We start from the raw sequence: 22,298 nt of genomic DNA, 5'->3' as shown, positions 1-22,298 counted from the left end.
GCCCGACGCAGGGCGGTCTCCCCGGCCGAAGTCCCCCGGCCGGCGCCGGGAGGTACCCCCAGGGGCAGAGTCGGGAAGAGGCGCGCGCCGAGCGAGTGCGAGGCCGGGCGAAGCGAGGTTTCGGCATGAGCGGCATGACAGACGGCGCCGGCGCGGCCACCGCGACCCCCGCGGCGGGCGTCCCCGTCCCGCCGGTGGAGCCGCCGCCGCACGGCCTGGGCGTCTCGCTGACGCCCGCGGACGCGTCGGCCAAGACCGAGGGCACCTTCCCGTACGCCGCCGACCTGTGGGCCGAGGGACTGCTGTGGGCCGCGGTGCTGCGCTCGCCGCACCCCCGCGCGCGGATCCTGTCGATCGACACCAAGCACGCCGCGGAGATGCCCGGCGTCCACGTGGTCCTCACCCATGACGACGTTCCCGGAGACGCCGGGCACGGCCGGGGCACCCCCGACCGCCCCGTCTTCGCCAAGGACGAGGTCCGCCACCACGGCGAGCCGATCGCCGCGGTGGCCGCCGACCACCCCGACACCGCCCGGCTGGCCGCCGCCGCCATCGCCGTCGAGTACGAGCTCCTGGACGCCGTCACCGACCCTCAGCTGGCCTTCGAGGCCGAGCCGCTGCACCCCGACGGCAACCTCATCCGGCACATCCCGCTCCGCTTCGGCGACGCCGAGGCGGTCGGCGAAGTGATGGTCGAGGGGCTCTACCGGATCGGCCGCCAGGACCCGGCCCCCATCGGGGCCGAGGCCGGACTCGCGGTGCCGCGCCCCGACGGCGGCGTGGAGATCTACACCGCCTCCACCGATCCGCACACCGACCGCGACCTGGCCGCCGCCTCCTTCGGCCTCGACCCGGAGCGCGTCAAGGTGGTCGTGACCGGCGTCCCCGGTGCCACCGCCGACCGCGAGGACCCCGGCATCCAGCTCTCGCTCGGCCTCCTGGCGCTGCGTACGGGCTGCCCGGTCAAGCTCGCCGCCACCCGCGAGGAGTCCTTCCTCGCACACGCCCACCGCCACCCCACGCTGCTGCGCTACCGCCACCACGCCGACGCCGACGGCAAGCTGGTGAAGGTGGAGGCGCAGATCCTGATGGATGCCGGTGCCTACGCGGACACCTCCGCCGAGGCCCTGGCCGCCGCCGTCTCGTTCTCCTGCGGCCCGTACGTCGTCCCGCACGCCGTGATCGAGGGCTGGGCGGTACGGACCAACAACCCGCCGTCCGGCCATATGCGCGGCGAGGGCGCGATGCAGGTGTGCGCGGCCTACGAGGGTCAGATGGACAAGCTGGCCGCCCAGCTGGGCCTGGAGCCGGACGAGATCCGGATGCGCAACGTGATGGCCACCGGTGATCTCCTGCCCACCGGACAGCCGGTCACCTGCCCGGCCCCGGTCGCCGAACTCCTGCGCGCCGTCAAGGAAGCGCCGCTGCCCGAACTGCCCAAGGACGCCCCCGAAGCGGAATGGCTGCTGCCGGGCGGCCCCGAAGGCGCGGGCGAGCCGGGCGCGGTGCGCCGCGGCGTCGGCTATGCGCTGGGCATGGTGCACATGCTGGGAGCCGAGGGCACCGACGAGGTCTCCACCGCCACCGTCAAGGTCAGCGGCTCGGTCGCCACCGTCATCTGCGCGGCCGTGGAGACCGGTTCCGGGTTCTCCACCCTCGCCCGGCAGATCGTCCAGGAGACCCTCGGCGTCGACGAGGTCCACGTCGCGGGCGTCGACACCGACCAGCCCCCGGCCGGACCCGCCTGCCACGGCCGGCACACCTGGGTCTCCGGCGGCGCCGTCGAGCGCGCCGCCAAGATGGTCCGTACGCAGCTCCTGCAGCCGCTGGCCCACAAGTTCGGCATGTCCACCGAGCTGCTCAGCATCACCGAGGGCAAGATCACCTCGTACGACGGGGTGCTCAGCACGACCGTCGCGGAGGCGCTGGACGGCAAGGAACTGTGGGCCACCGCCCAGTGCCGGCCGCACCCGACCGAGCCGCTGGACGAGGGCGGGCAGGGCGACGCGTTCGTCGGCCTGGCCTTCGCCGCCATCCGCTGCGTCGCCGACGTCGACATCGAGCTGGGCACCGTCCGCGTGGTGGAGATGGCCGTCGCGCAGGACGTGGGCCGGGTGCTCAACCCGCGCCAGCTGCGGGCCCGTATCGAGGCCGGCGTCACGCAGGGCCTGGGCGCCGCCCTGATGGAGAACCTGCGCACCACCCGCGGCCAGGTCCGCCATCCCGACCTCACCGGCTACGCGCTGCCCACCGCCCTCGACGCCCCCGACATCCGCATCGTCGAACTCGTCGAGGAACGCGATGTGGTCGCCCCCTTCGGGGCCAAGCCCGCCAGCGCCGTCCCGGTGGTCACCTCCCCGGCCGCCGTCGCCTCGGCCGTCCGCGCCGCCACCGGCCGCCCCATCGGCCGCCTCCCGATCCGCCCGCAGGCGGCGGTGGCGCAGGTGGTGCAGCAGTAGGGGCGGGGTGTTTTTTCCCCGCCGCCCACCCCCCTTCGGGGGGTGGGCGGGTGTATGAGCGCGGTTGCCCGCACGGCGAGGGCAGGTGCACCGCGAGGGCAGGTGCGCGCCCGTGGGGCGGGGACGTCAGGACCCGGATGGCCTTGAACTCGTAGCCCCGTCCGCGCTGTTCGGCTCATCGAGGCCCCCCGCCCCCTGCCCCCCCGCCCCTGTGTCCACCCCGCCCCCACTCCTTCACGCTCCGTCACTCGATTGTCAGTGCCGTCACTTACAGTAATTTTCGGCTGCGAGGTGTGGCGTCGAGTGAGTGGGGGCGGGTGGTCCGAATGGACTCAAAGGGCTTGCAAGGCACCGTAATTGGAGGATCCTGGGGCGGCCGGAGTGAGGGGTGGCCGGTTGTGAGAGGGACGGGGATCGCGGGGCCGAGGGGGAGTGGGATGCCTCAGGAGTGGGCGGGGGAGTCGGGGCGGGACCGGGCCGTGGAACGCTACGTCCAGGAGCTTCTGGTGCGGCGGCCGGGCAGCCGGGCGGAATTGCCCGCCACGCTGCTGCTCGGGCCGCGCGGCAGCGGGAAGACCACCGTGCTGCGGCACTTGGAGGACTGGGCCCGGCGAGTGCCGGTGGCGCGGCTCGATCTGGCGGCGCTGGGGCAGGAGGGCCGGAAACCGATCGATGTGCTGGCGGCGCTGGTCTTTCAACTGAACGACAAGAAAAGGGACTTCGCGCGGCTGCGCTTTCCGGCCTTCGGGCTGCTGACCATCGCCGTCGCGGCCCGGATGGAGACGGCGGACCGGGACGCGGCCGTACGGCAGATGGAACAGGCGCTGGTCGGCCCGCCCGGCAGCCGCTCGGAAGTCATCAACCAGCTGGCGCAGTACGCCGCCACGGTCCTGGGCGCGCCCGCCGCGGTGACCGCCGCGCTGCCGCTGCTGCCGGAATGGCGGCGCCACTGGGTACGGCTGCGGGTCCGCTGGCGGCTGGCCCGGATCCGGCGGCGGGCCCGCGGCGGCGGCTCCGTGGACGGCTTTCTGATCAACCTCAACCAGCGCTACGGCGATCGCGAGGAGGCCGAGCGCCAGCGGGCCGAGGCCGTGCTCTTCGACGCCTTCCTCGACGACCTGCGGCGGGCCTACGGCTCGCGCGGCGGCGACAAACGGCGGACGACGCAGTGCCTGGTGCTGCTGGACAACGTCGACAGCCCGCTGGGCAACGACTTCCTGACGGCGCTGCTGAACGCCCGCAGGAAAGCGGAGGCCATGGATCCGCTGCTGGTGCTGGCCACCGCCGGCAGCTATCCGGCGGCGCTGGAGAGCTTTGCGTTCGGCGGCCCGAGGCGGTCGGGGGCGCTTCCGGGGCGGTGGCCGGCGGACGAGGAGAAGTTCGTACCGGAGCGGGTCGTCAAGGGCCTGGCCGTGGGCCGGCTGCGGGACCTGGCGCGTCATGAGGTCGAGCAGCAGGCCGAGGAGGTGCTGCGGTCGGCCGGCCGCCGGGTGCCGCCGCCGGCCGCTGACAACGGCGTGCAGTGGCTGGGCTGGGTGGTGCACGAACTGACCCGCGGCCATCCGGCGGGCACCGCCCAACTGCTGGACGCCCTCCTGGAATGCGATGCGGAAGCGGGGTGGGAGGACCGGCTGCGGCGGGTCCTGCGGCCTTCCTCGGAACTGGTCGACGCCTTGCTGGAGCGGCTGCTGCCGATCGACGCGAGCGGGGAGCTGGCCCGGACGCTGGCCCGTGCCTCGGCGGCCGTGGACCTGGCCCAGGCGCAGGCGGGGCGCGCCCTGTGGGACGAATCCGGCGCCCGTCTCCAGGAGGAGTACAACGACTTCTGTACCGACGTGCTGCGCACCATGCACCTCGACAGCGGCGACGAGGAGTCCGACGGCCGGACCGAAACGCCGCACCCGCTGCTGCGCCTGCTGTTGCTGCGCCGGCTCGCCGCGGCTCCCGATGCCGAGCGCGACGCCGGCCCTTCCGCCGGATCCGCCCCCGACCCGGTGCGCGGCTGGAGCGCCGTCCACGCCGCGCTGCGGGAGCGGGCGTCCGCGGCCGGTGAGCAGGGTGCCGCGGCCTATCACGCCCTCGCGGGCGGCGATCTGCCCGCCGCGGCCGCCTACCTGGACGACGCCTTCGAGCGGATCACCCCGGAGGAGTGGTGCGCCGAGCTGTGCCGGCTGCGCCGCGCCCCGCTCGCCGACGAGCCCGGCGGCGCCCTCGCCCGGCCGCTGTGGGAGCGCTACGAACGGCTGGTCGACCACCTCAACGACGGCGCGGTCGACCAGCGGCTGCGGACCATCACCCGCCTGCTGGCCGCCGTCTGGATCGGCCCCGAGCCGCCCGACGACCCCCGCACCGACCGGGTCGGCGACCCCTACCGCGACCCGCTCGGCGATCCGGGCGCCGAGCTCTACGGCGAGATCCAGGCCCGCTTCCACACCCTCGCGGTGCACGCCGACAGCGTGTCCTGGACGGCCGCACTGCTGCGGAAGGCCAAGCAGTACGGGAAGGAGCCCTGGCTGTGAGCGAGCGGATCTTCGAACCGCCCCGGCCGCACCGCCGCTGGGGAGTGTGGAGCGTCTCGGCGCTCGCCGTACTGGCGGTGCTGGCCGCGCTCGTCGTATGGGGCCTCGGCACGCTCGGCAGCTGCGGCGACGGTGTAGAGCACGCCGACGGCGGCGAGTGCGTCGGCGTCACGGACGGCTCGTACACCTTCGAGAACATGCACGGCCTGAGCGGCAGGATCAGAGCCGAGAACGACAAGGTCGCCACGTCCGGTGACCCGTCGGTGGCGATCGCCTATCTCGAGGCCATGGCGGGCGGCTCCGAGGACCGGGGCCCCGAAGCCACCCGGCAGGCCGTCGGCGGTGCCTATCTCGCCCAGCGCGCCCTGAACGCCGAGCGCAGCACGCTGCCGAAGATCCGGCTGCTGCTCGCCAACACCGGCCGCGGCGACCGCCAGTGGGAACAGGTGGTCGACCAGCTGATCGCCATGAAGGACAAGGAACATCTCGTGGCGGTGGCGGGCTTCGGGCAGAGCAACCAACGCACGATGCGCGCGGTCGAGCGGCTGCGCGATGCCGGGATACCGATGGTCGGCGCGACCGTCGCCGCCGACGGCCTCAGCTCTGCCAGGGCCGGGTTCTACCGGGTCTCCTTCCCCAACCGCGAACAGACCTTGGCCGCCGCCCGCTACCTCAGGGAACAGCAGGAAAAGCACCCCGGCTACCGCGTCCAGGTCATCCGCGACGGCAATGAGGAGGACGACTACAACACCTCTCTCTACGACGACTTCCGCGCCGCGAAGACACGCGTGGGCCTGGCAGTGGACGACGAGGTCATCCCGTTCCGCTCCGGTGAGGGGGAGCAGGCGACGGTGGGCAACGCGCTGTCCCTGGTCGCCGAAAAGGTCTGCGGCGACCCGAAGCCACCGGACGCCGTCTACTTCGCCGGACGCGGGCGCGAGCTGCGCCGGTTCATCGAGGCGGCGGGCGAGGGCGGCCGGCGATGCCGCACAACGGTTGTCTCCGGCTCCAGCGCGCTCGGCGTCTACTTCGACACCGGCGGCAACCGCCACCGCGACGAACTGGCCCGGCTCGCCGGGCAATGGCAGGACAGCGGGCTGAAGGTCTACTACACCGCCTACACCCACCCCGAGATACCCAAGCAGGTGTACGGCGGCGCCGGCAGCGGCCCGTACGCCGACTTCGAGCGCGCCTACGGCAGGGAGATCGGCGGCCCCACCGCGGATCTCGACAGCGGCCAGGCGATGCTGGGCCACGACGCCACGTACACCATCGGCAAGGCCGCCCGGAGCGCCGTGAACGTCTACGGCACCCGCCGGGTCACCCCCCGCATGGTCCTGGCGATGCTGGAACAGACCAACGGCAAGGCCCGCGTCCGCGGCGTCAGCGGCACCATCTCCTTCGACCCCGACACCGGTGAGCCGGTGGACCGCCCGATGGCCCTGGTGGAACTGCTGCGCCCGACCAAGGAAGGAGAGATGCGGGACACCTACCGGTTCGTGACGGCGCTCAGCGCCGACAGGCCGACGTCATGAAAGAGCTGTGGAGGCCGTGGCGGGATTCGAACCCACGTAACTCGCTTTGCAGGCGAGCCCCTGAACCACTCGGGCACACGGCCGGGTCGAGATGCGGTGATGCCGCGACTCTACGGTGCGGGACGGGGGCCGGGGCAAGGGTTCCCGGCGGGCTGCCATGAGGCCGCAATGCGGCGTTCATGAAGGGGGGACCGAAGGGGTGCGTCCCGCCCTCCATGAACCGGGTGCGGTCAGCTCTCCGGTGCGCTGTCCCGTACCGCGACCAAGCCGTTGAAGACGCCGACATAGGCCGTGCCGTCCGGACCGAGGGTGATCGGGGCCCAGTTGTTGTCGTAGAAGGGGCCGGTGCCGGTCAGGCGCTTGAAGCGGGTCCGGCCGGTGCGGAAGTCGACGGCGGTCAGGTACCAGGCGTCGATTCCCAGGCGGTTGGGGTCCTTTGTGTAGTAGTAGAGGAGGCCGTTGGCGGTGGAGAGTTTGGCGACGCTGGAGGGGGCGCGTTCCTTGCTCTCCCAGACGGTGTCGCAGCCGCTGCCGTCCGGCCGGATATCGACCCTGGTGATGCCGCCGACCACCGACTTGCCCAGGAGGAGCGAGGTGACGTTCTCGTAGCCGTAGTTGTTCTCGACGATGAGGCTGTTGCCGTAGCCGATGAGGGAGTTGTCGGTCGTGGAGGCGCCGGAGCCGAAGACCGGGACCGTGCAGACCAGCCGGCCGGCGTCCGGGCCGGTGCGGCGGTAGACCAGGACGTTCATCCGGTCGTCGGCGTTGTCGGTGATGGCCACGTAGGGGTGCGCGGAGTCGCCGAGGAGGGTGGGGGTGGTGCCGGAGCCCTGGTTGATGGAGCCGGGTTTGCCGCCCGTACCGCGGTCGTAGGTGCGGCGCCACTGGACGCGCGGCGTGCCGTCGGCGTCCGCGTGCAGGCTGTAGAGGGCATGGTCGGAGACGATGGACACTCCGTCCTCGGCCGCCGAGAAGCTGTTCTGGATCTCCTCTCCGGGCAGCTGGGTGGTGCGCACCGCACCGCTGCCGGACGCGATGGTGCCGATCCGGCCCTTACGGGTGACCCACCAGATCCGGCCGTCCCAGTCGGGCTGGACGGAGGTGACCGGGTCGCATTCCCCGCGCGGGTAGAGGTTGGTCCAGCCGACGCAGTCGTGCGGGACGTAGGGGGTCAGGTCCCAGTCGTCGTCGACGGTGAAGTGCCAGCTGCCGTCGGCGGACCGGGTGTGGGACAGCCGCAGGACGTGCTGGCGGGAGTCGGCGAGGACGACCCGGTCCTGGTTGTCGAGGTAGAAGTAGGCGCCGCCCGAGGTGTCCTTGAAGATCTTGGAGAAGTCGAGGCGGGTGATCGCCTCGATGGTGGACGGGCGCTGCGGCAGCTTGTACTCGGCGAGGGTGGCCAGGCTCTTCGGGTCCAGCAGCTTGAGCCGGAAGCCCTGGAAAGTGCCGCAGACGGTCAGTATCCGGCCCGCGGAGTCGAAGGTGACGGTGGCGCATTCACCGCCGAGCGCCGCCATCTTCTCGCTGGTCACGGTGGGCTCGGCACCGAGCGGCCCGGGGAAGGGGTGGGTGTCGCTGCTCGCCCCGTCGCCGTGCATCCCGGCCCGCCCGTTGGGCGCCAGGTACGGGTGCTGCGGCGGCGCCTGGCCGGCGGGGAGCGGGTCGGCGGTGGCCGGGGCGCCCTCGTACTGCGGGACCAGCCGGTGGCCGGGGGCGGGCGGTATGGGCGCCGCCTGCGCGGCGGGCGCGAGCGCCGCGGAGGCGGGGAGGGCGAGGAGCAGGGCGGTCAGGGCCGCGCCGGCGCGCGCCCCGAGCCGTCGGCCGCGACCCACGGGCCGCCTGCCGCGTCTCCCGCCCCGCCCGTCACGCGCCCCGAAAAGCCTTGTCTGCATGCGAGTTCCTTCATCCGTCGGCAACGGCGGCCGAGGCTAAGGCGGGAGAGTCGAGGAGTCCATGGCTTCCGGGACCCTGGCACGGGGCGTTCATACGGCTGTCATCAGCGGCCGTACGGTTTTGAGCCAGGGCCCCGGCCGGGCCGCGCCGCGGGGCGGCCCGGCGCCCGCCACCCGGACCGGTCGCCCCTCACGCCGTACGAAGGAACTCCTCCACCACCGGCCCGAACAGCTCCGGCGCATCCACCCACGGGTAGTGCCCCACCCCGTGCAGCGGCCGGACCCGCGCGTCCGGGAAGGCCGCCGCCGCGAGCTCCCCCGCCCGCATGCCGGTCACCGCGTCCCGGTCCCCGGTCACCACCAGCACCGGGCACGTCACCCGCTCCAGCCCGGCCAGCAGCGCGAGCCGGGTCTGCTCGTCCACGCCCTGCCAGAACCCGGCCCGCGGCACCGGCCCCAACTGCGCACCCTCCGTGGCCGCATGGGCCCGCTGCGGCTCGTCCCACCGCCCGTACGCGAGCGGCGCCGCGGCCGACAGCAGCTCGCGCACCTCGCTCAGATCCGATGCCTCGGCCAGCCGCTGCACCGCCGCCGAGGCCTGCGGCCACCACTCCTCGTGCGACCGCGCCGCGAAGATCTGCTCCGCGTCGTCGGTGAGTTCGCCCTGGAGACGGGAGCCGGGGCAGACCAGCACCAGCCGGGTCGGCCGCTGCGGATGCAGTGCCGCGTACGCCTGCGCGAGGGTGGCCCCCGCGCTGTGCCCGAGCAGCGCGAACCGCTCCAGGCCCAGATGCGCGCGGAGCGCCTCGAGGTCCTCGGCGAGCCGGGGGAACGCGTACCGGGAGGGATCGGCGGCGGGCGGTGAGGCGCCGGTGCCGCGGCTGTCCGGGATGATCAACTGCCGGTGCGCGGCCATGCCGCCGAGGTCGCCCAGGTAGGCGGCGTCCCGCCCCGGACCGCCCGCCAGGCACAGCAGCGGCGGCAGCGGCGAACCGGCGGGTCCGAGCACGCGGTAGTGGAGCTCGGCATCGTCGTAGGTACGGAAGTGCGGCATACGGACAGCTTGCCCGATACGGGGCCCGCCACCGGGGACGGGAACGGGGAACCGGGAACCGAACGGATCCCGTAGGGGTCCGGCGGGCCCCCTGCGGGCCTCAACGCCGTGGCTTCGGGGCGGTATTCCCGGGTTGCGCGGCGGCTTCCCATGGGTTGCGGCACTTCCCATGGGCCGGCAGGAGCGTTCCATGACCGACGGCGCCTTCCCATGACCTACGGCGCCTTCCCATGGCTTGCGGACGACGCCCGGGGCACCCAGGACTCGCACGGCTCACGGCTCACGGCGGACCGGCACGGCTCACGGCTCACGACACGGCTCACGGCGGACCGGCACGGCGCACGGCACACAGCGCACGTTCGCGGCCCGCAGGGGACGTGCGCGGTGCATGGCGAACGCGTACGGCCCGCAGGGGACGTGCGCGGTGCATGGCGAACGCGTACGGCCCGCAGGCGACGTGCGCGGTGCATGGCGAACGCGTACGGCCCGCAGGCGACGTGCACGGTGCATGGCGAACGCGTACCGCCCGCAGGGGACGTGCGTGGCTCGCGGGAACGTTGACGGCCCGCAGGGGACATGCATGATCCGTAGTGGCAATCGACCGAGGCGACTAGGACCAAAGCCCGACCCGATCCCCCTCTCGGGACAGGGGCGCAACCGCACTGTGGCCCTTACGCTGGCCGGATGACCGCTGACCGCCCCCACCCGGGCCCCCACCCGGGCGACACCGACGTCGCCGCCCCCGACGACCGCCCCGCCATACCCGGCTCCCGCCGGGACCGGGCGGGAGCGGACCGCGCCGACGACGGTGGGGTGCTGTCCCGCCCGTACCGCGCGCTGACCCTCGGCATCATCTCCGTCATCTCGCTCGTCGCCTTCGAGGCGAGCGCCGTGAACACCGCGATGCCGGTCGCCGCCCGCGCCCTGGACGGCATCGGGCTCTACGCCTTCGCCTTTTCCGCCTTCTTCACCGCGAGCTTGTTCGCCATGGCGCTGTCGGGCGAATGGAGCGACCGGCGCGGCCCGCTCGCGCCGCTGTTCACCGGGATCGCCGCATTCGGGGCGGGACTGCTGGTGGCGGGCGGCGCGGGAACCATGGGGATGTTCATCGCGGGCCGCGGCGTCCAGGGCATCGGTGGCGGACTGGTGATCGTCTCGCTGTACGTCGTCGTCGGCCGCGCCTACCCCGAGCGGCTGCGCCCCTCCATCATGGCGTCGTTCTCGGCCGCCTGGGTGGTACCGGTGATCGTCGGCCCGCTGGTCTCCGGCACCGTCACCGAACACCTCGGCTGGCGCTGGGTCTTCCTCTCCATCCCCGTACTGATACTGCTGCCGCTCGCGGTGATGCTCCCCGCGCTGCGCAATCTGCCGCGTACGCAGCCGGGCGCGGGCAGCGGCGCGCGGCACGTCCTGGGCAACCGGCGCTGTCTGCTCGCGCTGGCCGTCGCGGCCGGCGCCTGCCTGCTCCAGTACGCGGGCCAGCACCCGGCCTGGCCGGCGCTGCTGCCCGCCGCCGCGGGGGCCGCGCTGCTGGTGCCGGGCATCGTGCGCCTGCTGCCCCGCGGCACCTTCCGGGCGGCGCGCGGTCTGCCGTCCGTGATCCTGCTGCGCGGCCTGGCCGCCGGGGCGCTGGTGGCGGCCGAGAGCTTCATCCCGCTGATGCTGGTCACCCAGCGCGGCCTGTCCGCCACCCTCGCCGGCCTCTCCCTCACCGGCGGCGGTTTGACCTGGGCGCTCGGCTCGTACGTACAGAGCCGCCCCCGCCTCGAGCCGTACCGCGAGCGGCTGATGGGCCTGGGCATGGCCTTCCTGGCCGCCGCCATCGTCATGGTTCCGCTGGCGCTGCTCGACGGGGTCCCGGTCTGGATCGTGGCGGCCGCCTGGACGCTCGGCGGCTTCGGAATGGGGCTCAATATCTCCAGCGGTGGCGTCCTGCTGCTGAAACTGTCGCGGCCCGAGGAGGCGGGCAGCCACGCCGCTTCGCTGCAGATGGCCGACGCGCTGGGCAACGTCGCGTTCGTGGGGCTGAGCGGGGTGCTGTTCGTGGCGTTCGGCGGGGGCTCGATCGCCACCGCCGGGGCCGGGACGGCCGGTGCGGCGGCGGCGATCCATCCGGCGGCCTTCGTGGCGGTGTTCGCAGCGATGGCGCTGGTCGCCGTGGCGGGGGCGGCTGTGTCGGGCCGTCTTCGGGTTCGCGGTGCTTAGACCGTTCGCTGCGCTTGGCCCGGGCCGCACGTTGTCGGCCGTCCCGCCGTGGGGATCGTTCGCCGTTGCTCCCCCACTGCCCAAAGGGCGCGGGAGGTACCCCCAGCGACGGGCTGGTGCCGCTGCGCGAGGCTGCTTTCGGCAGAGGCACCGGGCCTCCGGACTTCGTCCCGCGGCCCGGCCCCTCTCCGTCGGGGGTGGGAGAAGGAGGGCTGGGCTGGAGGCCGACGGTCAGGTGCAGGCTGTGGATCCCGTCACAGTGAGCCGACGTGAAAGGCCCGCCCCTACCAACCCTTTCCACCCACCCACGGGAGGGGACGGACCGTAGCGGCGGAGCCGTGTAGGGCCGGCACCGCTCCCGACAAACCCACGCCCGCCGCAGGCGCAACGGCGAAAAACCCCCACGGCGGGACGGCCGAGAACGTGGGGCCCAGGCCAAGCGCAGCGGAGGGGCAACGGCGAACAACCCCCACGGCGGGACGGCCAAAAACGCGCGGCCCAGGCCAAGCGCAGCGGAGGCGTAACGGCGAACAACCCCCACGGCGGGACGGCCGACAACGTGGGGCCCCGATAGGGTGGCGCGGTTGCCGATCGCCGAGCCAGCCCGACGGAGACCGTGACTACCACCACCAGCGCCACCAACAACCACCACCTGTCCCCGGCCTTCCCGGGACGGGCCCCCTGGGGTACCGCGAACAAGCTGCGTGCCTGGCAGCAGGCGGCCATGGACAGGTACATCCAGACCCAGCCCAGAGACTTTCTCGCCGTCGCCACGCCCGGCGCCGGCAAGACGACCTTCGCGCTCACCCTCGCGTCGTGGCTGCTGCACCACCACGTCGTGCAGCAGGTGACGGTCGTCGCGCCGACCGAGCATCTGAAGAAGCAGTGGGCGGAGGCGGCGGCCCGGATCGGGATCAAGCTCGACCCGGAGTACAGCGCGGGCCCGCTGGGCCGCGAGTACCACGGCATCGCCATCACCTACGCCGGTGTCGGCGTCCGGCCGATGCTGCACCGCAACCGGATCGAGCAGCGCAAGACGCTGGTCATTCTCGACGAGATCCACCACGCCGGTGACTCGAAGTCCTGGGGCGAGGCGTGTCTGGAGGCGTTCGAGCCGGCCACCCGGCGGCTCGCGCTGACCGGTACGCCCTTCCGATCCGACACCAACCCCATCCCGTTCGTGACGTACGAGGAGGGGAACGACGGCATCCGCCGCTCCTCCGCCGACTACACCTACGGCTACGGCAATGCGCTCGGCGACGGCGTCGTCCGGCCGGTCATCTTCCTCTCCTACAGCGGCAACATGCGCTGGCGGACCAAGGCGGGCGACGAGATAGCGGCCCGGCTCGGCGAGCCGATGACCAAGGACGCCGTCTCGCAGGCGTGGCGGACCGCGCTGGATCCCCGCGGCGACTGGATGCCGAATGTGCTGCGCGCCGCCGACCAGCGGCTGACGGAGGTCAGAAAGTCCATTCCGGACGCGGGCGCGCTGGTCATCGCCTCCGACCAGGAGCAGGCCCGCGCGTACGCCAAGCTGATCCGGGAGATCACCGGGCAGGGCGCCACCCTGGTGCTGTCCGACGACTCCGGAGCCTCGCAGCGCATCGACGACTTCGCGGGATCCGAGGACCGGTGGATGGTCGCGGTGCGGATGGTGTCGGAGGGCGTCGACGTGCCCAGGCTGGCGGTCGGGGTGTATGCGACCACCATCTCCACGCCGCTGTTCTTCGCGCAGGCCGTGGGCCGCTTCGTACGGTCGAGGCGCCGCGGCGAGACCGCCTCCGTCTTCCTGCCGACCGTCCCGATGCTGCTCGGCTTCGCCAACGAGATGGAGGTCGAGCGCGACCACGTGCTCGACAAGCCGAAGAAGGACGGGGAGGAAGACCCCTACGCCGAGTCCGAGAAGGAGATGGACGAGGCGAACAAGGAGCAGGACGAGGACACCGGCGAGCAGGAGCAGTTCTCCTTCGAGGCGCTGGAGTCCGAGGCGGTCTTCGACCGGGTGCTCTACGACGGCGCCGAGTTCGGCATGCAGGCGCACGCGGGCAGCGAGGAGGAGCAGGACTACCTCGGCATCCCCGGGCTGCTGGAGCCCGACCAGGTGCAGATGCTGCTGCAGAAGCGGCAGGCCCGGCAGATCGCGCACAGCAGGAAGAAGCCGGACGCCGAGGCGGATCTGCTGGAGCTGCCCGCCGAGCGGCGGCCGGTGGTCAGCCACAAGGAGATGCTGGAGCTGAGGAAGCAGCTGAACACGCTGGTCGGGGCCTATGTGCACCAGAGCGGCAAGCCGCACGGCGTGATCCACACCGAGCTGCGGCGGGTGTGCGGCGGGCCGCCGAGCGCGGAGGCCACCGCCGGCCAGCTGAACGAGCGGATCAAGAAGGTACGGGAGTGGGCCACGCGGATGCGGTGAGCCCGCGTTCCACCCCGTCTCACGGATTGGGCGGCGCACCCCGCGAGGGGGCGCCGCCCGCCGTCATTCCCGGGACCATCCAGGATATTCCGGGCGTCGGGGACCGGATTCTGGACGGACTCTTCCGCTGACCGGACTTGCTCGCTACATTCCCGCTACGCACACGCCCCGTGGCAGCGCCGCCGCGGAGCGCAGCCGGTGCATGCGGCCGGCGGCCTCTTGCGACGCTGCATCGGGACATGCAGCACGTCCCGACGAGCGCCGCCACTCAACCAGGAGGGGGCGTCGTGACCGCGGAGACCTCCCAGACGCTTGACCGGGGACTGCGGGTCCTCAAACTTCTCGCCGACACCGACCACGGGCTGACCGTCACCGAGCTGTCGAACAAGCTCGGCGTCAACCGCACCGTCGTCTACCGGCTGCTCGCGACCCTGGAGCAGCACGCTCTGGTGCGGCGCGACATCGGCGGCCGGGCCAGAGTCGGCCTCGGGGTGCTGCGCCTGGGCCGCCAGGTGCATCCGCTGGTCAGAGAGGCGGCGCTGCCGGCGCTGCGCTCGCTCGCCGAGGACATAGGGGCCACCGCGCACCTCACCCTCGTCGACGGCACCGAGGCGCTGGCCGTCGCCGTGGTGGAGCCCACCTGGACGGACTACCACGTCGCCTACCGTGCCGGCTTCCGTCACCCGCTGGACCGCGGTGCCGCCGGCCGGGCCATCCTCAAGGCCCGTCAGGGCAGCATCCAGGACGCCGGACTCGCCCTGACCCACGGGGAGTTGGAGGCCGGCGCGAGCGGGGCGGCGGCGCCGCTGCTCGGGGTGAGCGGCATCGAGGGCAGCGTGGGCGTGGTGATGCTCGCCGACACCGTCTCCGAGCGGATCGGGCCGCGGGTGGTCGAGGCGGCCCGGGAGGTGTCCGAGGCGCTGCGGTGACACCCGCCCCTCGGGGTACGGCGCCGACCTGTGAAGGCGCCGTGGCCGACCGGTGAGGCGGTAGCGCCGCAGGGGGCCGGTGGGCCGGGGGTCAATTAAGGTGGCGGGGTGTCTGCACGCGTCCGGGCCCTGGTGCTCTGCACCGCCCTCGTCCTCGCCCTTCTCCTCACCGCGGCCCTCGCACCGCTGCCGTACTCGGTCGCCTATCCGGGGATGACGGCCAATGTGCTCGGTGCGGACAAGGGCAAACCGGTGATCACCATCACCGGCGCCGGCACCCGGAAGACGGCGGGCCAGCTGCGGATGACCTCCATCGTCGCCACCGGTCCGGACGCCTCCGTCCATCTGTCGGACGTCCTGCTGGCCTGGTTCCGTACGGACGAGGCGGCGATGCCGCGCGAGGCGGTCTATCCGGTGGGCAGCAACACCGAGGAGATCGCGGAGCACAACGCCCGGCAGATGCGGCAGTCGCAGGACACCGCCACCGCCGCCGCCCTGGGCCGGCTGGGCAGATCGGCCAAGGACATCAAGGTCAAGCTGAGCCTGGCGGACGTCGGCGGGCCCAGCGCCGGGCTGATGTTCGCCCTCGGCATCACCGACAAGCTGGCCGGCGACGGCAAGGGCGGCGACCTGACCGGCGGGCGGACCGTCGCGGGCACCGGCACCATCGACGCGGACGGCAAGGTCGGCGCGGTCGGCGGCGTCCCGCTCAAGACCCAGGCCGCGCACCGCGACGGCGCCACCGTCTTCCTGGTCCCCGAGCAGGAGTGCGCGGACGCCCGCGCCGAGCTGCCCAAGGGCATGCGGCTGATTCCCGTCACCACCCTCGACGGCGCCGTCAAGGCCCTGACCGCCCTCCGGACCAAGGGCGCCACGGTCCCCAGCTGCTGACCGGCACCCCGGCTCCGGCCGGTTCGCACGGCCCCGATTGCGGCGGCGCCGCGGCATCGGATTGGATCATCTCCCGTGACCAATTTCCGGCCGCCTCCGCAACCCGGTGACCCCTACCCCGGCTTCGGCCCCGCGCAGCCGCAGTACGGACCCCCGCAGGCCGTACCGCCACAGCCGGTACCCCCACAGCCCGTTGCGCCCCAGTACGCGGCGGCTTTCCCTGCCCCACCGCCCGTGCCGCCGCAGGGCCCGCCCCCGCAGGCGCTCGCGGTCCCCGGAATGCGCCTGCTGGCCCGCTTCGTCGACTCGCTGCTCATCACGGTGATGGCGGTGGGCTCCGTCGGGCTGACCACGAAGTATCTGCACCACACGCCCGAGGCCGAAGTGCCCGTGGTGTCCGCCCTCCTGGCCTGGCTGCTCTTCACCGGCCTCTTCTTCGAGCCGCTGACGACGGCGAGGGGCGGCACCCCCGGCAAGGCCCTGTGCGGCCTGCGCGTCGTCCGCCTCGAGTCCGGCCGGAAGGTCGGCTTCGGCATCGCCCTGGGGCGCTGGCTCGCCTACCTGGGCATGGGCATCGTGCCCGTGCTGGGGCTGGTCAACGTCCTGTCCTGCCTCTGGAACGAGCCTTTCCGGCAGTGCCTGCACGACCGGGCGGCCACCACGGTGGTCGTCAGACGCCGGTGGCAGTGACGGCGGGGGCGCGGGGACGGCGTCGCCGGGCCCCGCACCCGTCCCCTATTCCTTGATGAACCCCTCCTTGACCAGCCAGTCCTTGGCCACCTCGTGCGGGTCCTCGCCGTCCACGTCCACCTTGCGGTTGAGCTCCTGCGCGACGCGGTTGTTCAGCGCCTTGGTGACCGGCGCCAGCAGCGGGGCGATCTGGGGGTACTTCTTCATCGTCGCGGCGTTCATCTCGGGCGCCGCGTTGTAGTTGGGGAAGAAGTGCCGGTCGTCGGCCAGCACGGTCAGGCCCATGGCGCCGATCCGCCCGTCGGTGGTGAAGACCTCGCCGAAGGTGCAGGACTTGCCCTGGGAGGCCTCGGTGTAGACGACACCGCCGGTCATCTTGCGGATGTTGCCGGAGGGGATGTGCATGCCGTACGTCCTGGCCATGCCGGGCAGGCCGTCGTTGCGGGTGGCGAACTCGTTCTCCACGCACAGCGTGACCGCGCCGGGGTTCTTCTTCAGCAGCGCCGCGACGTCCGAGAGGTTCTTGACCGGGTACTTCTTGAGGTTGGCGGCGTTCAGCGCCAGCGCGTAGGTGTTGTTGAGGCTGGACTGCGGCAGCCACACGATGCCGTTCCGGCGGTCCGCGTCGCGCACCGCCACCCACTGCTTGTGGATGTCGGGGATCGGCTTCTCATGGCCGAGGTGGGTGATCCAGCCCGTGCCGGTGTACTCGTACATGCCGTCCGCGGTGCCGGTGCGCACCGCCTCGCGGGCGCCGATGGTGCCCTGGATGTTGGTCTTGTCGATGACGGTGGCGCCGGCCGCCTTGAAGACCAGGCCCATGATCTGGCCGAGGATGATGTTCTCGGTGAACTCCTTGGACGTCACGGTGAGGGTGGCGCCCTTGAGCGGCAGGCCCCGGCCGACCGTGCCGGGCTTGACGTCGTCGGTCATCGGACTGCCGCTGACCAGCCCGCAGCCGCTCAACGCGGCCCCGCCGAGCAGCAGCCCGGCCAGCAGGACGGCGGCGGTGCGCGGGCGGGGGCGTCGGTGCGGTCGGCGAAGCGCCATCAGTTCGTCCCCTCCAGGCCGCGCGGCCGCAGCAGCAGTTCGGCCAGCGAGGCCAGCCATTCGACGAGCAGCGCCAGCGCCACGGTCAGCACCGAGCCCAGGATCAGTACGGGCATCCGCTGGGTGATGATGCCCGCCGAGATCAGGTCGCCCAGGCCGCCACCCCCGCCGAAGGTGGCCAGCGTCGCGGTGCCGACGTTCAGGACGAGCGCGGTGCGCACGCCCGCCAGGATCAGCGGTACGGCCAGGGGGAGTTCGACCCGGGTCAGTACGCCGGTGGGGGACATGCCGATGCCGCGGGCCGCCTCCGTCAGCGTCGGGTCGATGCCGCGCAGCCCGGTGATGGTGTTGGCCAGCACCGGCAGCACGGCGTAGATGACCATGCCGACGATGGCGGAGCGCGCGCCGATGCCGAGCCAGATGACCAGCAGGATCAGCAGACCCAGCGCGGGCACGGCCTGCCCGAGGTTGGCGAAGGCCATCGCGAGGGGGGTGAACTTGCGCAGCTTGGCGCGGGTCAGCGCGATGCCCAGCGGGATCGCGATGATCAGCACGAAGAAGGTCGAGACGGCGGTCAGCTGGATGTGCTGGCGCAGCGCCAGCCACACCTTGCCGTTGTCAACCGCCTGGTGGCCGATGGAGTCCAGGCGGGCGCCGCGGAACCACAGCCAGGTGGCGAGCAGCGCGGCCACCAGGAACACCGGCATGAAGGTCCACTTCTGCCAGCTGATCCGGCGGGCGCCGGGGGCCGGGCCCCGCGCGGGTGCCTCCCCGGCCGCCGTCTCCCGCTCCTGCATGTCGGTGTCGTCCAGGTGGGCCAGCCCCTCCACCCCGTGCTCGCCCGGCGGCCGCGGCCCCTTGCGCCCGTCGCCCGGCGGGCCGCCGCTCCCGTGCGACGTCATGCCTTGACCCCCGCGGCGCCGTCCGCACCGCCGTCCAGGCCCTCCTGGGCCAGCTGCGTCTCGTGGCGGCGCTGTTCCTGGAGCTGGTGCTGGTGCTCCAGGGCCTCCAGCCGGTCCGCCTCCAGCAGTTCGTGGACGTTGTTCATCAGCGTCTCCATGTCGACCACGCCGGTGTACTCCCCGCGCCGCCCGGTGACCGCGACCCGCCCGGCGTTGTCGGTGAGCACCGCCTCCAGGGCGTCGCGCAGCGTGGCGTCGCGGGTGACGGTGTCGGTCACCAGCGTCCCGGCCCGTGCCAGCGATTCCTTGGCGCGCGCGAGGTCGGCGCGGCGCAGCCATTTGTACGGGCGGCGGTTGCGGTCGAGCAGCAGCAGCTCGTTGGTGGAGCCGGAGCGCAGCGTGTCGAAGATGTCCTGGAGGGGGTCGTCGATGCCGGCGGTCGGGAAGTCGACCACGCCCACGTCCCGTACCCGGGTGAGATTGAGCCGCTTGAGCGCCGCGCCGGCGCCGACGAAGCCGGAGACGAAGTCGTCCGCGGGGTTGGTGAGGATGGCTTCGGGGGTGTCGAACTGCGCGATGTGCGAGCGCTCGCGCAGCACCGCGATGCGGTCGCCGAGCTTGATGGCCTCGTCGAAGTCGTGGGTGACGAAGCAGATGGTCTTGTGGAGCTCGTGCTGGAGCCGGATCAGCTCGTCCTGGAGGTGGTCGCGGGTGATCGGGTCGACCGCGCCGAACGGCTCGTCCATCAGCAGGACGGGCGGGTCGGCGGCGAGCGCCCGGGCCACGCCGACGCGCTGCTGCTGGCCGCCGGAGAGCTGGCGGGGGTAGCGGCCGTGGAACTCGCCGGGATCCAGGCCGACGAGGTCGAGCATCTCCTCGACCCGGGCGCCGACCTTCGCCCGTGACCAGCCGATCATCTTCGGTACCAGCGCGATGTTCTGCGCCACCGTCATGTGCGGGAAGAGGCCGGAGGCCTGGATGGCGTAGCCCACCTTGCGGCGCAGCTTGACCGGGTCCATGTCGGTGACGTCCTCGTCGCCGATGCGGATCCGTCCGGAGGTCGGCTCGATCAGCCGGTTGATCATCTTCAGGGTGGTGGACTTCCCGCACCCGGAGGGGCCCACGAACACCACGATCTCGCCGGCCTTGACCTCCATGTTGACGTTGTCCACCGCGGGGTTGGGGGTGCCCGGATAGATCTTCGTCAGTTTCTCCAGCTGGATGCGGGCGCCGGTGGTGGTCGCCTCCGCTGCGTTGCCGGTGCTGGTCCCGGACGGCTCAGGCACGGATCCCCCTGGAAATGGTCAGACGTCCGAGCAGGACGTATGCGGCGTCGAAGAGGAGAGCGAGGATGACGATCCCGACGGTGCCGGCGAGCACCTGGTTGAGGGAGTTGGCGCTGCCCAGTGAGGCGATGCCGCGGAAGATCTCGTTGCCCAGGCCGGGGCCGGAGGCGAAGGCGGCGATCGCGGCGATGCCCATCAGCATCTGGGTGGCGACCCGGATGCCGGTCAGGATCGGCGGCCAGGCCAGCGGCAGTTCGACGCGGACGAGCCGGGCCAGGCGCGACATCCCGATCCCCTTGGCCGCGTCCACCAGCGCCGGGTCCACCCCGCGCAGCCCGACGATGGCGTTGCGGACCACCGGCAGCAGCCCGTACAGGGTCAGCGCGATGACCGTGGGGGGAACGCCGAGGCCGACGACGGGGATGAGCAGACCGATCAGGGCCAGCGAGGGGATGGTCAGGATGGTGGCCGTCGAGGTGGTGGCGAGGCTGCCCGCCCATTCGCTGCGGTAGGTGACGACGCCGATGAACACTCCCAGCAGGGTGGCGAGCACCATGCACTGGAAGACCGCGCTGGCATGTTGATACGTATCCGTCAGCAGCTGGGCGTGCCGGGTGCCGACGTACTCCCAGAAGCTCACTCGGCGCTCTCCTCCGTCAGTCGCCCGATGCCTGCTTCACCAGCGGGATGATCCGCAACGGAACCGGATTTTCCATGACGATTGCCGTCGAAGCCCGCATGATCCCATCAAAACCCACAACCAGGTCGATCACACGCTGCAGATCCGCGTTCGAACGCGCAACGAGCCTGCAGAGCATGTCCCCATGTCCCGTCGTTGTATGCAGCTCCAGCACCTCGGGAACGGTCGCCAAATGAGCGCGGATGGCGCTTCCTTGCCCCTGTTTGATCTCCAACGTGGCGAACGCGGTCACCGGATAGCCGAGCGCGGCCGGGTCCACGTCCGGGCCGAAACCCCTGATCACTCCATTCGACTGAAGCCGGTCCAGGCGCGCCTGCACCGTCCCGCGCGCCACCCCCAGCTGCCGCGACGCCTCCAGGACCCCGATCCGCGGCTCGCGCGCCAGCAGTTCCAGCAGCGCCCCGTCCAAATGATCGATCGCCATCGCCGCCTCCTCCGATTTCGATGGTCATCATGTACAGATAGCCCGGCAAAACCCCCTGCCTGCTATACGTAATGCCCAGTAGATACGGAAACTATTGCGCACCTTGTGGATCGGGGGGACCCTGCCGCCATGGCAGACACCACGATGCACCCCCAGCCCACCAGTCCCGCCACGGCCCGAAAGGCGGACCCCTTCCCGGTCAAGGGGATGGACGCGGTCGTCTTCGCCGTGGGCAACGCCAAGCAGGCCGCCCACTACTACTCCACCGCCTTCGGCATGACCCGCGTCGCCTACAGCGGCCCGGAGAACGGCAGCCGCGAGACGGCCAGTTACGTCCTCGAATCCGGCGGCGCCCGCTTCGTCTTCACCTCCGTCATCAAGCCCACCACCGACTGGGGCCGCTTCCTCGCCGACCACGTCGCCGCCCACGGCGACGGCGTCATCGACCTGGCCATCGAGGTCCCCGACGCCCGCGCCGCCTACGCCTACGCCGTCGAGCACGGCGCCACCGGCCTGACCGAGCCCTACGAGGAGAAGGACGAGCACGGCACCGTCGTCCGCGCCGTCATCGCCACCTACGGCCGGACCCGCCACACCCTCGTCGAGCGCACCGGCTACGACGGCCCCTACCTCCCCGGCTTCGTCGCCGCCGGCCCGATCGTCGAGCCCGGCCCGCGCCGCTTCCAGGCCATCGACCACTGCGTCGGCAACGTCGAACTCGGCAAGATGGACGAGTGGGTCGCCTTTTACAACAACGTCATGGGCTTCACCAATATGAAGGAGTTCGTCGGCGACGACATCGCCACCGAATACTCCGCCCTGATGTCCAAGGTCGTCGCCGACGGCACCCGCAAGGTCAAGTTCCCGCTCAACGAGCCCGCCCTCGCCAAGAAGAAGTCGCAGATCGACGAATACCTGGAGTTCTACGGCGGCCCCGGCGTCCAGCACATCGCCCTGGCCACCAACGACATCGTCGCCTCGGTACGCGCCATGCGCGCCGCCGGCGTCCAGTTCCTCGACACCCCCGACTCCTACTACGACACCCTCGGCGACTGGGCCGGCGAGACCCGCGTCCCCGTCGAGACGCTGCGCGAACTGAAGATCCTGGTCGACCGCGACGAGGACGGCTACCTCCTGCAGATCTTCACCAAGCCGGTCCAGGACCGCCCGACCGTCTTCTTCGAGATGATCGAGCGACACGGCTCCATGGGCTTCGGCAAGGGCAACTTCAAGGCCCTCTTCGAGGCGATCGAGCGGGAGCAGGAGAAGCGCGGCAACCTCTGACCACCGGCCGCCGACCTCCCCCACGGCCCCGAGCGGGCACGGGCGGCGCCCCGGCACCCCGGGCC

At 72.2% G+C, this 22,298-nt stretch carries 16 protein-coding genes and 1 tRNA gene; 9 read left to right on the top strand and 8 right to left on the bottom strand.

Annotation, left to right across the window (positions count from 1 at the left end; genetic code table 11):
* The first annotated feature begins 125 nt into the window (after nt 1-125).
* The 3 genes from ACIGWZ_RS07750 to ACIGWZ_RS07740 all read left to right on the top strand — a co-directional run bounded on the left by ACIGWZ_RS07750 (nt 126) and on the right by ACIGWZ_RS07740 (nt 6,513).
* On the top strand, nt 126-2,459 hold the full coding sequence (locus ACIGWZ_RS07750; RefSeq protein WP_400061865.1) for a xanthine dehydrogenase family protein molybdopterin-binding subunit: 2,334 nt from the start codon (nt 126-128) through the stop codon (nt 2,457-2,459).
* Between the two features lie 437 nt (nt 2,460-2,896).
* Nucleotides 2,897-4,978, top strand: coding sequence for an ATP-binding protein (locus tag ACIGWZ_RS07745; RefSeq protein ID WP_400061863.1), 2,082 nt, complete (start codon nt 2,897-2,899; stop codon nt 4,976-4,978).
* Nucleotides 4,975-6,513, top strand: coding sequence for a hypothetical protein (locus ACIGWZ_RS07740; protein ID WP_400061862.1), 1,539 nt, complete (start codon nt 4,975-4,977; stop codon nt 6,511-6,513). The genes ACIGWZ_RS07745 and ACIGWZ_RS07740 overlap by 4 nt, the downstream gene beginning before the upstream one ends.
* Nucleotides 6,514-6,521: 8 nt before the next feature.
* On the opposite strand, the gene ACIGWZ_RS07735 is transcribed toward ACIGWZ_RS07740, so the two are convergent.
* From ACIGWZ_RS07735 to ACIGWZ_RS07725, 3 genes are all read right to left on the bottom strand, one after another.
* Nucleotides 6,522-6,596: transfer RNA gene (locus tag ACIGWZ_RS07735), tRNA-Cys, on the bottom strand.
* A gap of 147 nt (nt 6,597-6,743) precedes the next feature.
* Nucleotides 6,744-8,405 carry a hypothetical protein gene (locus tag ACIGWZ_RS07730; RefSeq protein ID WP_400061860.1) on the bottom strand — a complete coding sequence of 554 codons (1,662 nt, stop codon included), beginning with the start codon at nt 8,403-8,405 and terminating at the stop codon, nt 6,744-6,746.
* Between the two features lie 190 nt (nt 8,406-8,595).
* On the bottom strand, nt 8,596-9,459 hold the full coding sequence (locus tag ACIGWZ_RS07725) for an alpha/beta fold hydrolase (RefSeq protein ID WP_400061858.1): 864 nt from the start codon (nt 9,457-9,459) through the stop codon (nt 8,596-8,598).
* A 684-nt stretch (nt 9,460-10,143) separates the two neighbouring features.
* Here ACIGWZ_RS07725 and ACIGWZ_RS07720 point away from each other — a divergent pair.
* From ACIGWZ_RS07720 to ACIGWZ_RS07700, 5 genes are all read left to right on the top strand, one after another.
* On the top strand, nt 10,144-11,664 hold the full coding sequence (locus ACIGWZ_RS07720; RefSeq protein WP_400061856.1) for an MFS transporter: 1,521 nt from the start codon (nt 10,144-10,146) through the stop codon (nt 11,662-11,664).
* Between the two features lie 616 nt (nt 11,665-12,280).
* A complete protein-coding gene (locus ACIGWZ_RS07715) occupies nt 12,281-14,077 on the top strand; it encodes a DEAD/DEAH box helicase (protein WP_400061854.1) in 1,797 nt (598 codons plus the stop codon).
* Nucleotides 14,078-14,364: 287 nt separating this feature from the next.
* Entirely contained in the window at nt 14,365-15,006 is a 642-nt protein-coding gene (locus ACIGWZ_RS07710) for an IclR family transcriptional regulator (RefSeq protein ID WP_400061852.1), read from the top strand.
* Nucleotides 15,007-15,114: 108 nt separating this feature from the next.
* A complete protein-coding gene (locus ACIGWZ_RS07705) occupies nt 15,115-15,897 on the top strand; it encodes a S16 family serine protease (protein WP_400061850.1) in 783 nt (260 codons plus the stop codon).
* A gap of 75 nt (nt 15,898-15,972) precedes the next feature.
* Nucleotides 15,973-16,587: an RDD family protein gene (locus ACIGWZ_RS07700; protein ID WP_400061848.1), complete on the top strand. Its 615-nt coding sequence runs from the start codon at nt 15,973-15,975 to the stop codon at nt 16,585-16,587.
* A gap of 45 nt (nt 16,588-16,632) precedes the next feature.
* On the opposite strand, the gene ACIGWZ_RS07695 is transcribed toward ACIGWZ_RS07700, so the two are convergent.
* Genes ACIGWZ_RS07695 through ACIGWZ_RS07675 form a run of 5 tightly spaced genes read right to left on the bottom strand, consistent with a single transcriptional unit; the run spans nt 16,633 to nt 20,949 of the window.
* Nucleotides 16,633-17,637: a glycine betaine ABC transporter substrate-binding protein gene (locus ACIGWZ_RS07695; RefSeq protein WP_400061846.1), complete on the bottom strand. Its 1,005-nt coding sequence runs from the start codon at nt 17,635-17,637 to the stop codon at nt 16,633-16,635.
* The gene (locus tag ACIGWZ_RS07690) at nt 17,637-18,539 is read right to left on the bottom strand and encodes an ABC transporter permease (RefSeq protein WP_400061844.1); all 903 of its coding nucleotides are present in this window, start codon (nt 18,537-18,539) and stop codon (nt 17,637-17,639) included. Before ACIGWZ_RS07690 ends, ACIGWZ_RS07695 begins: the two co-directional genes overlap by 1 nt.
* Nucleotides 18,536-19,825, bottom strand: a complete 1,290-nt coding sequence (locus tag ACIGWZ_RS07685) for an ABC transporter ATP-binding protein (protein ID WP_400061842.1) — start codon at nt 19,823-19,825, stop codon at nt 18,536-18,538. Before ACIGWZ_RS07685 ends, ACIGWZ_RS07690 begins: the two co-directional genes overlap by 4 nt.
* Nucleotides 19,818-20,465, bottom strand: a complete 648-nt coding sequence (locus tag ACIGWZ_RS07680; protein WP_400061840.1) for an ABC transporter permease — start codon at nt 20,463-20,465, stop codon at nt 19,818-19,820. The genes ACIGWZ_RS07685 and ACIGWZ_RS07680 overlap by 8 nt, the downstream gene beginning before the upstream one ends.
* Before the next feature lie 16 nt (nt 20,466-20,481).
* On the bottom strand, nt 20,482-20,949 hold the full coding sequence (locus ACIGWZ_RS07675; protein ID WP_400061837.1) for an Lrp/AsnC family transcriptional regulator: 468 nt from the start codon (nt 20,947-20,949) through the stop codon (nt 20,482-20,484).
* Between the two features lie 129 nt (nt 20,950-21,078).
* Between ACIGWZ_RS07675 and hppD the strand changes: the two genes are divergently transcribed.
* Nucleotides 21,079-22,233 carry a 4-hydroxyphenylpyruvate dioxygenase gene (gene hppD, locus ACIGWZ_RS07670; RefSeq protein WP_400061835.1) on the top strand — a complete coding sequence of 385 codons (1,155 nt, stop codon included), beginning with the start codon at nt 21,079-21,081 and terminating at the stop codon, nt 22,231-22,233.
* The last annotated feature ends 65 nt before the right edge of the window (nt 22,234-22,298 follow it).

It is taken from the genome of Streptomyces sp. NPDC053427, assembly GCF_044544985.1.
In the GTDB taxonomy this organism is placed as follows: Bacteria; Actinomycetota; Actinomycetes; order Streptomycetales; family Streptomycetaceae; genus Streptomyces.
The sequence above is the reverse complement of the archived record's forward strand: the minus strand, read 5'-3'. Positions and strand labels throughout refer to the sequence as shown.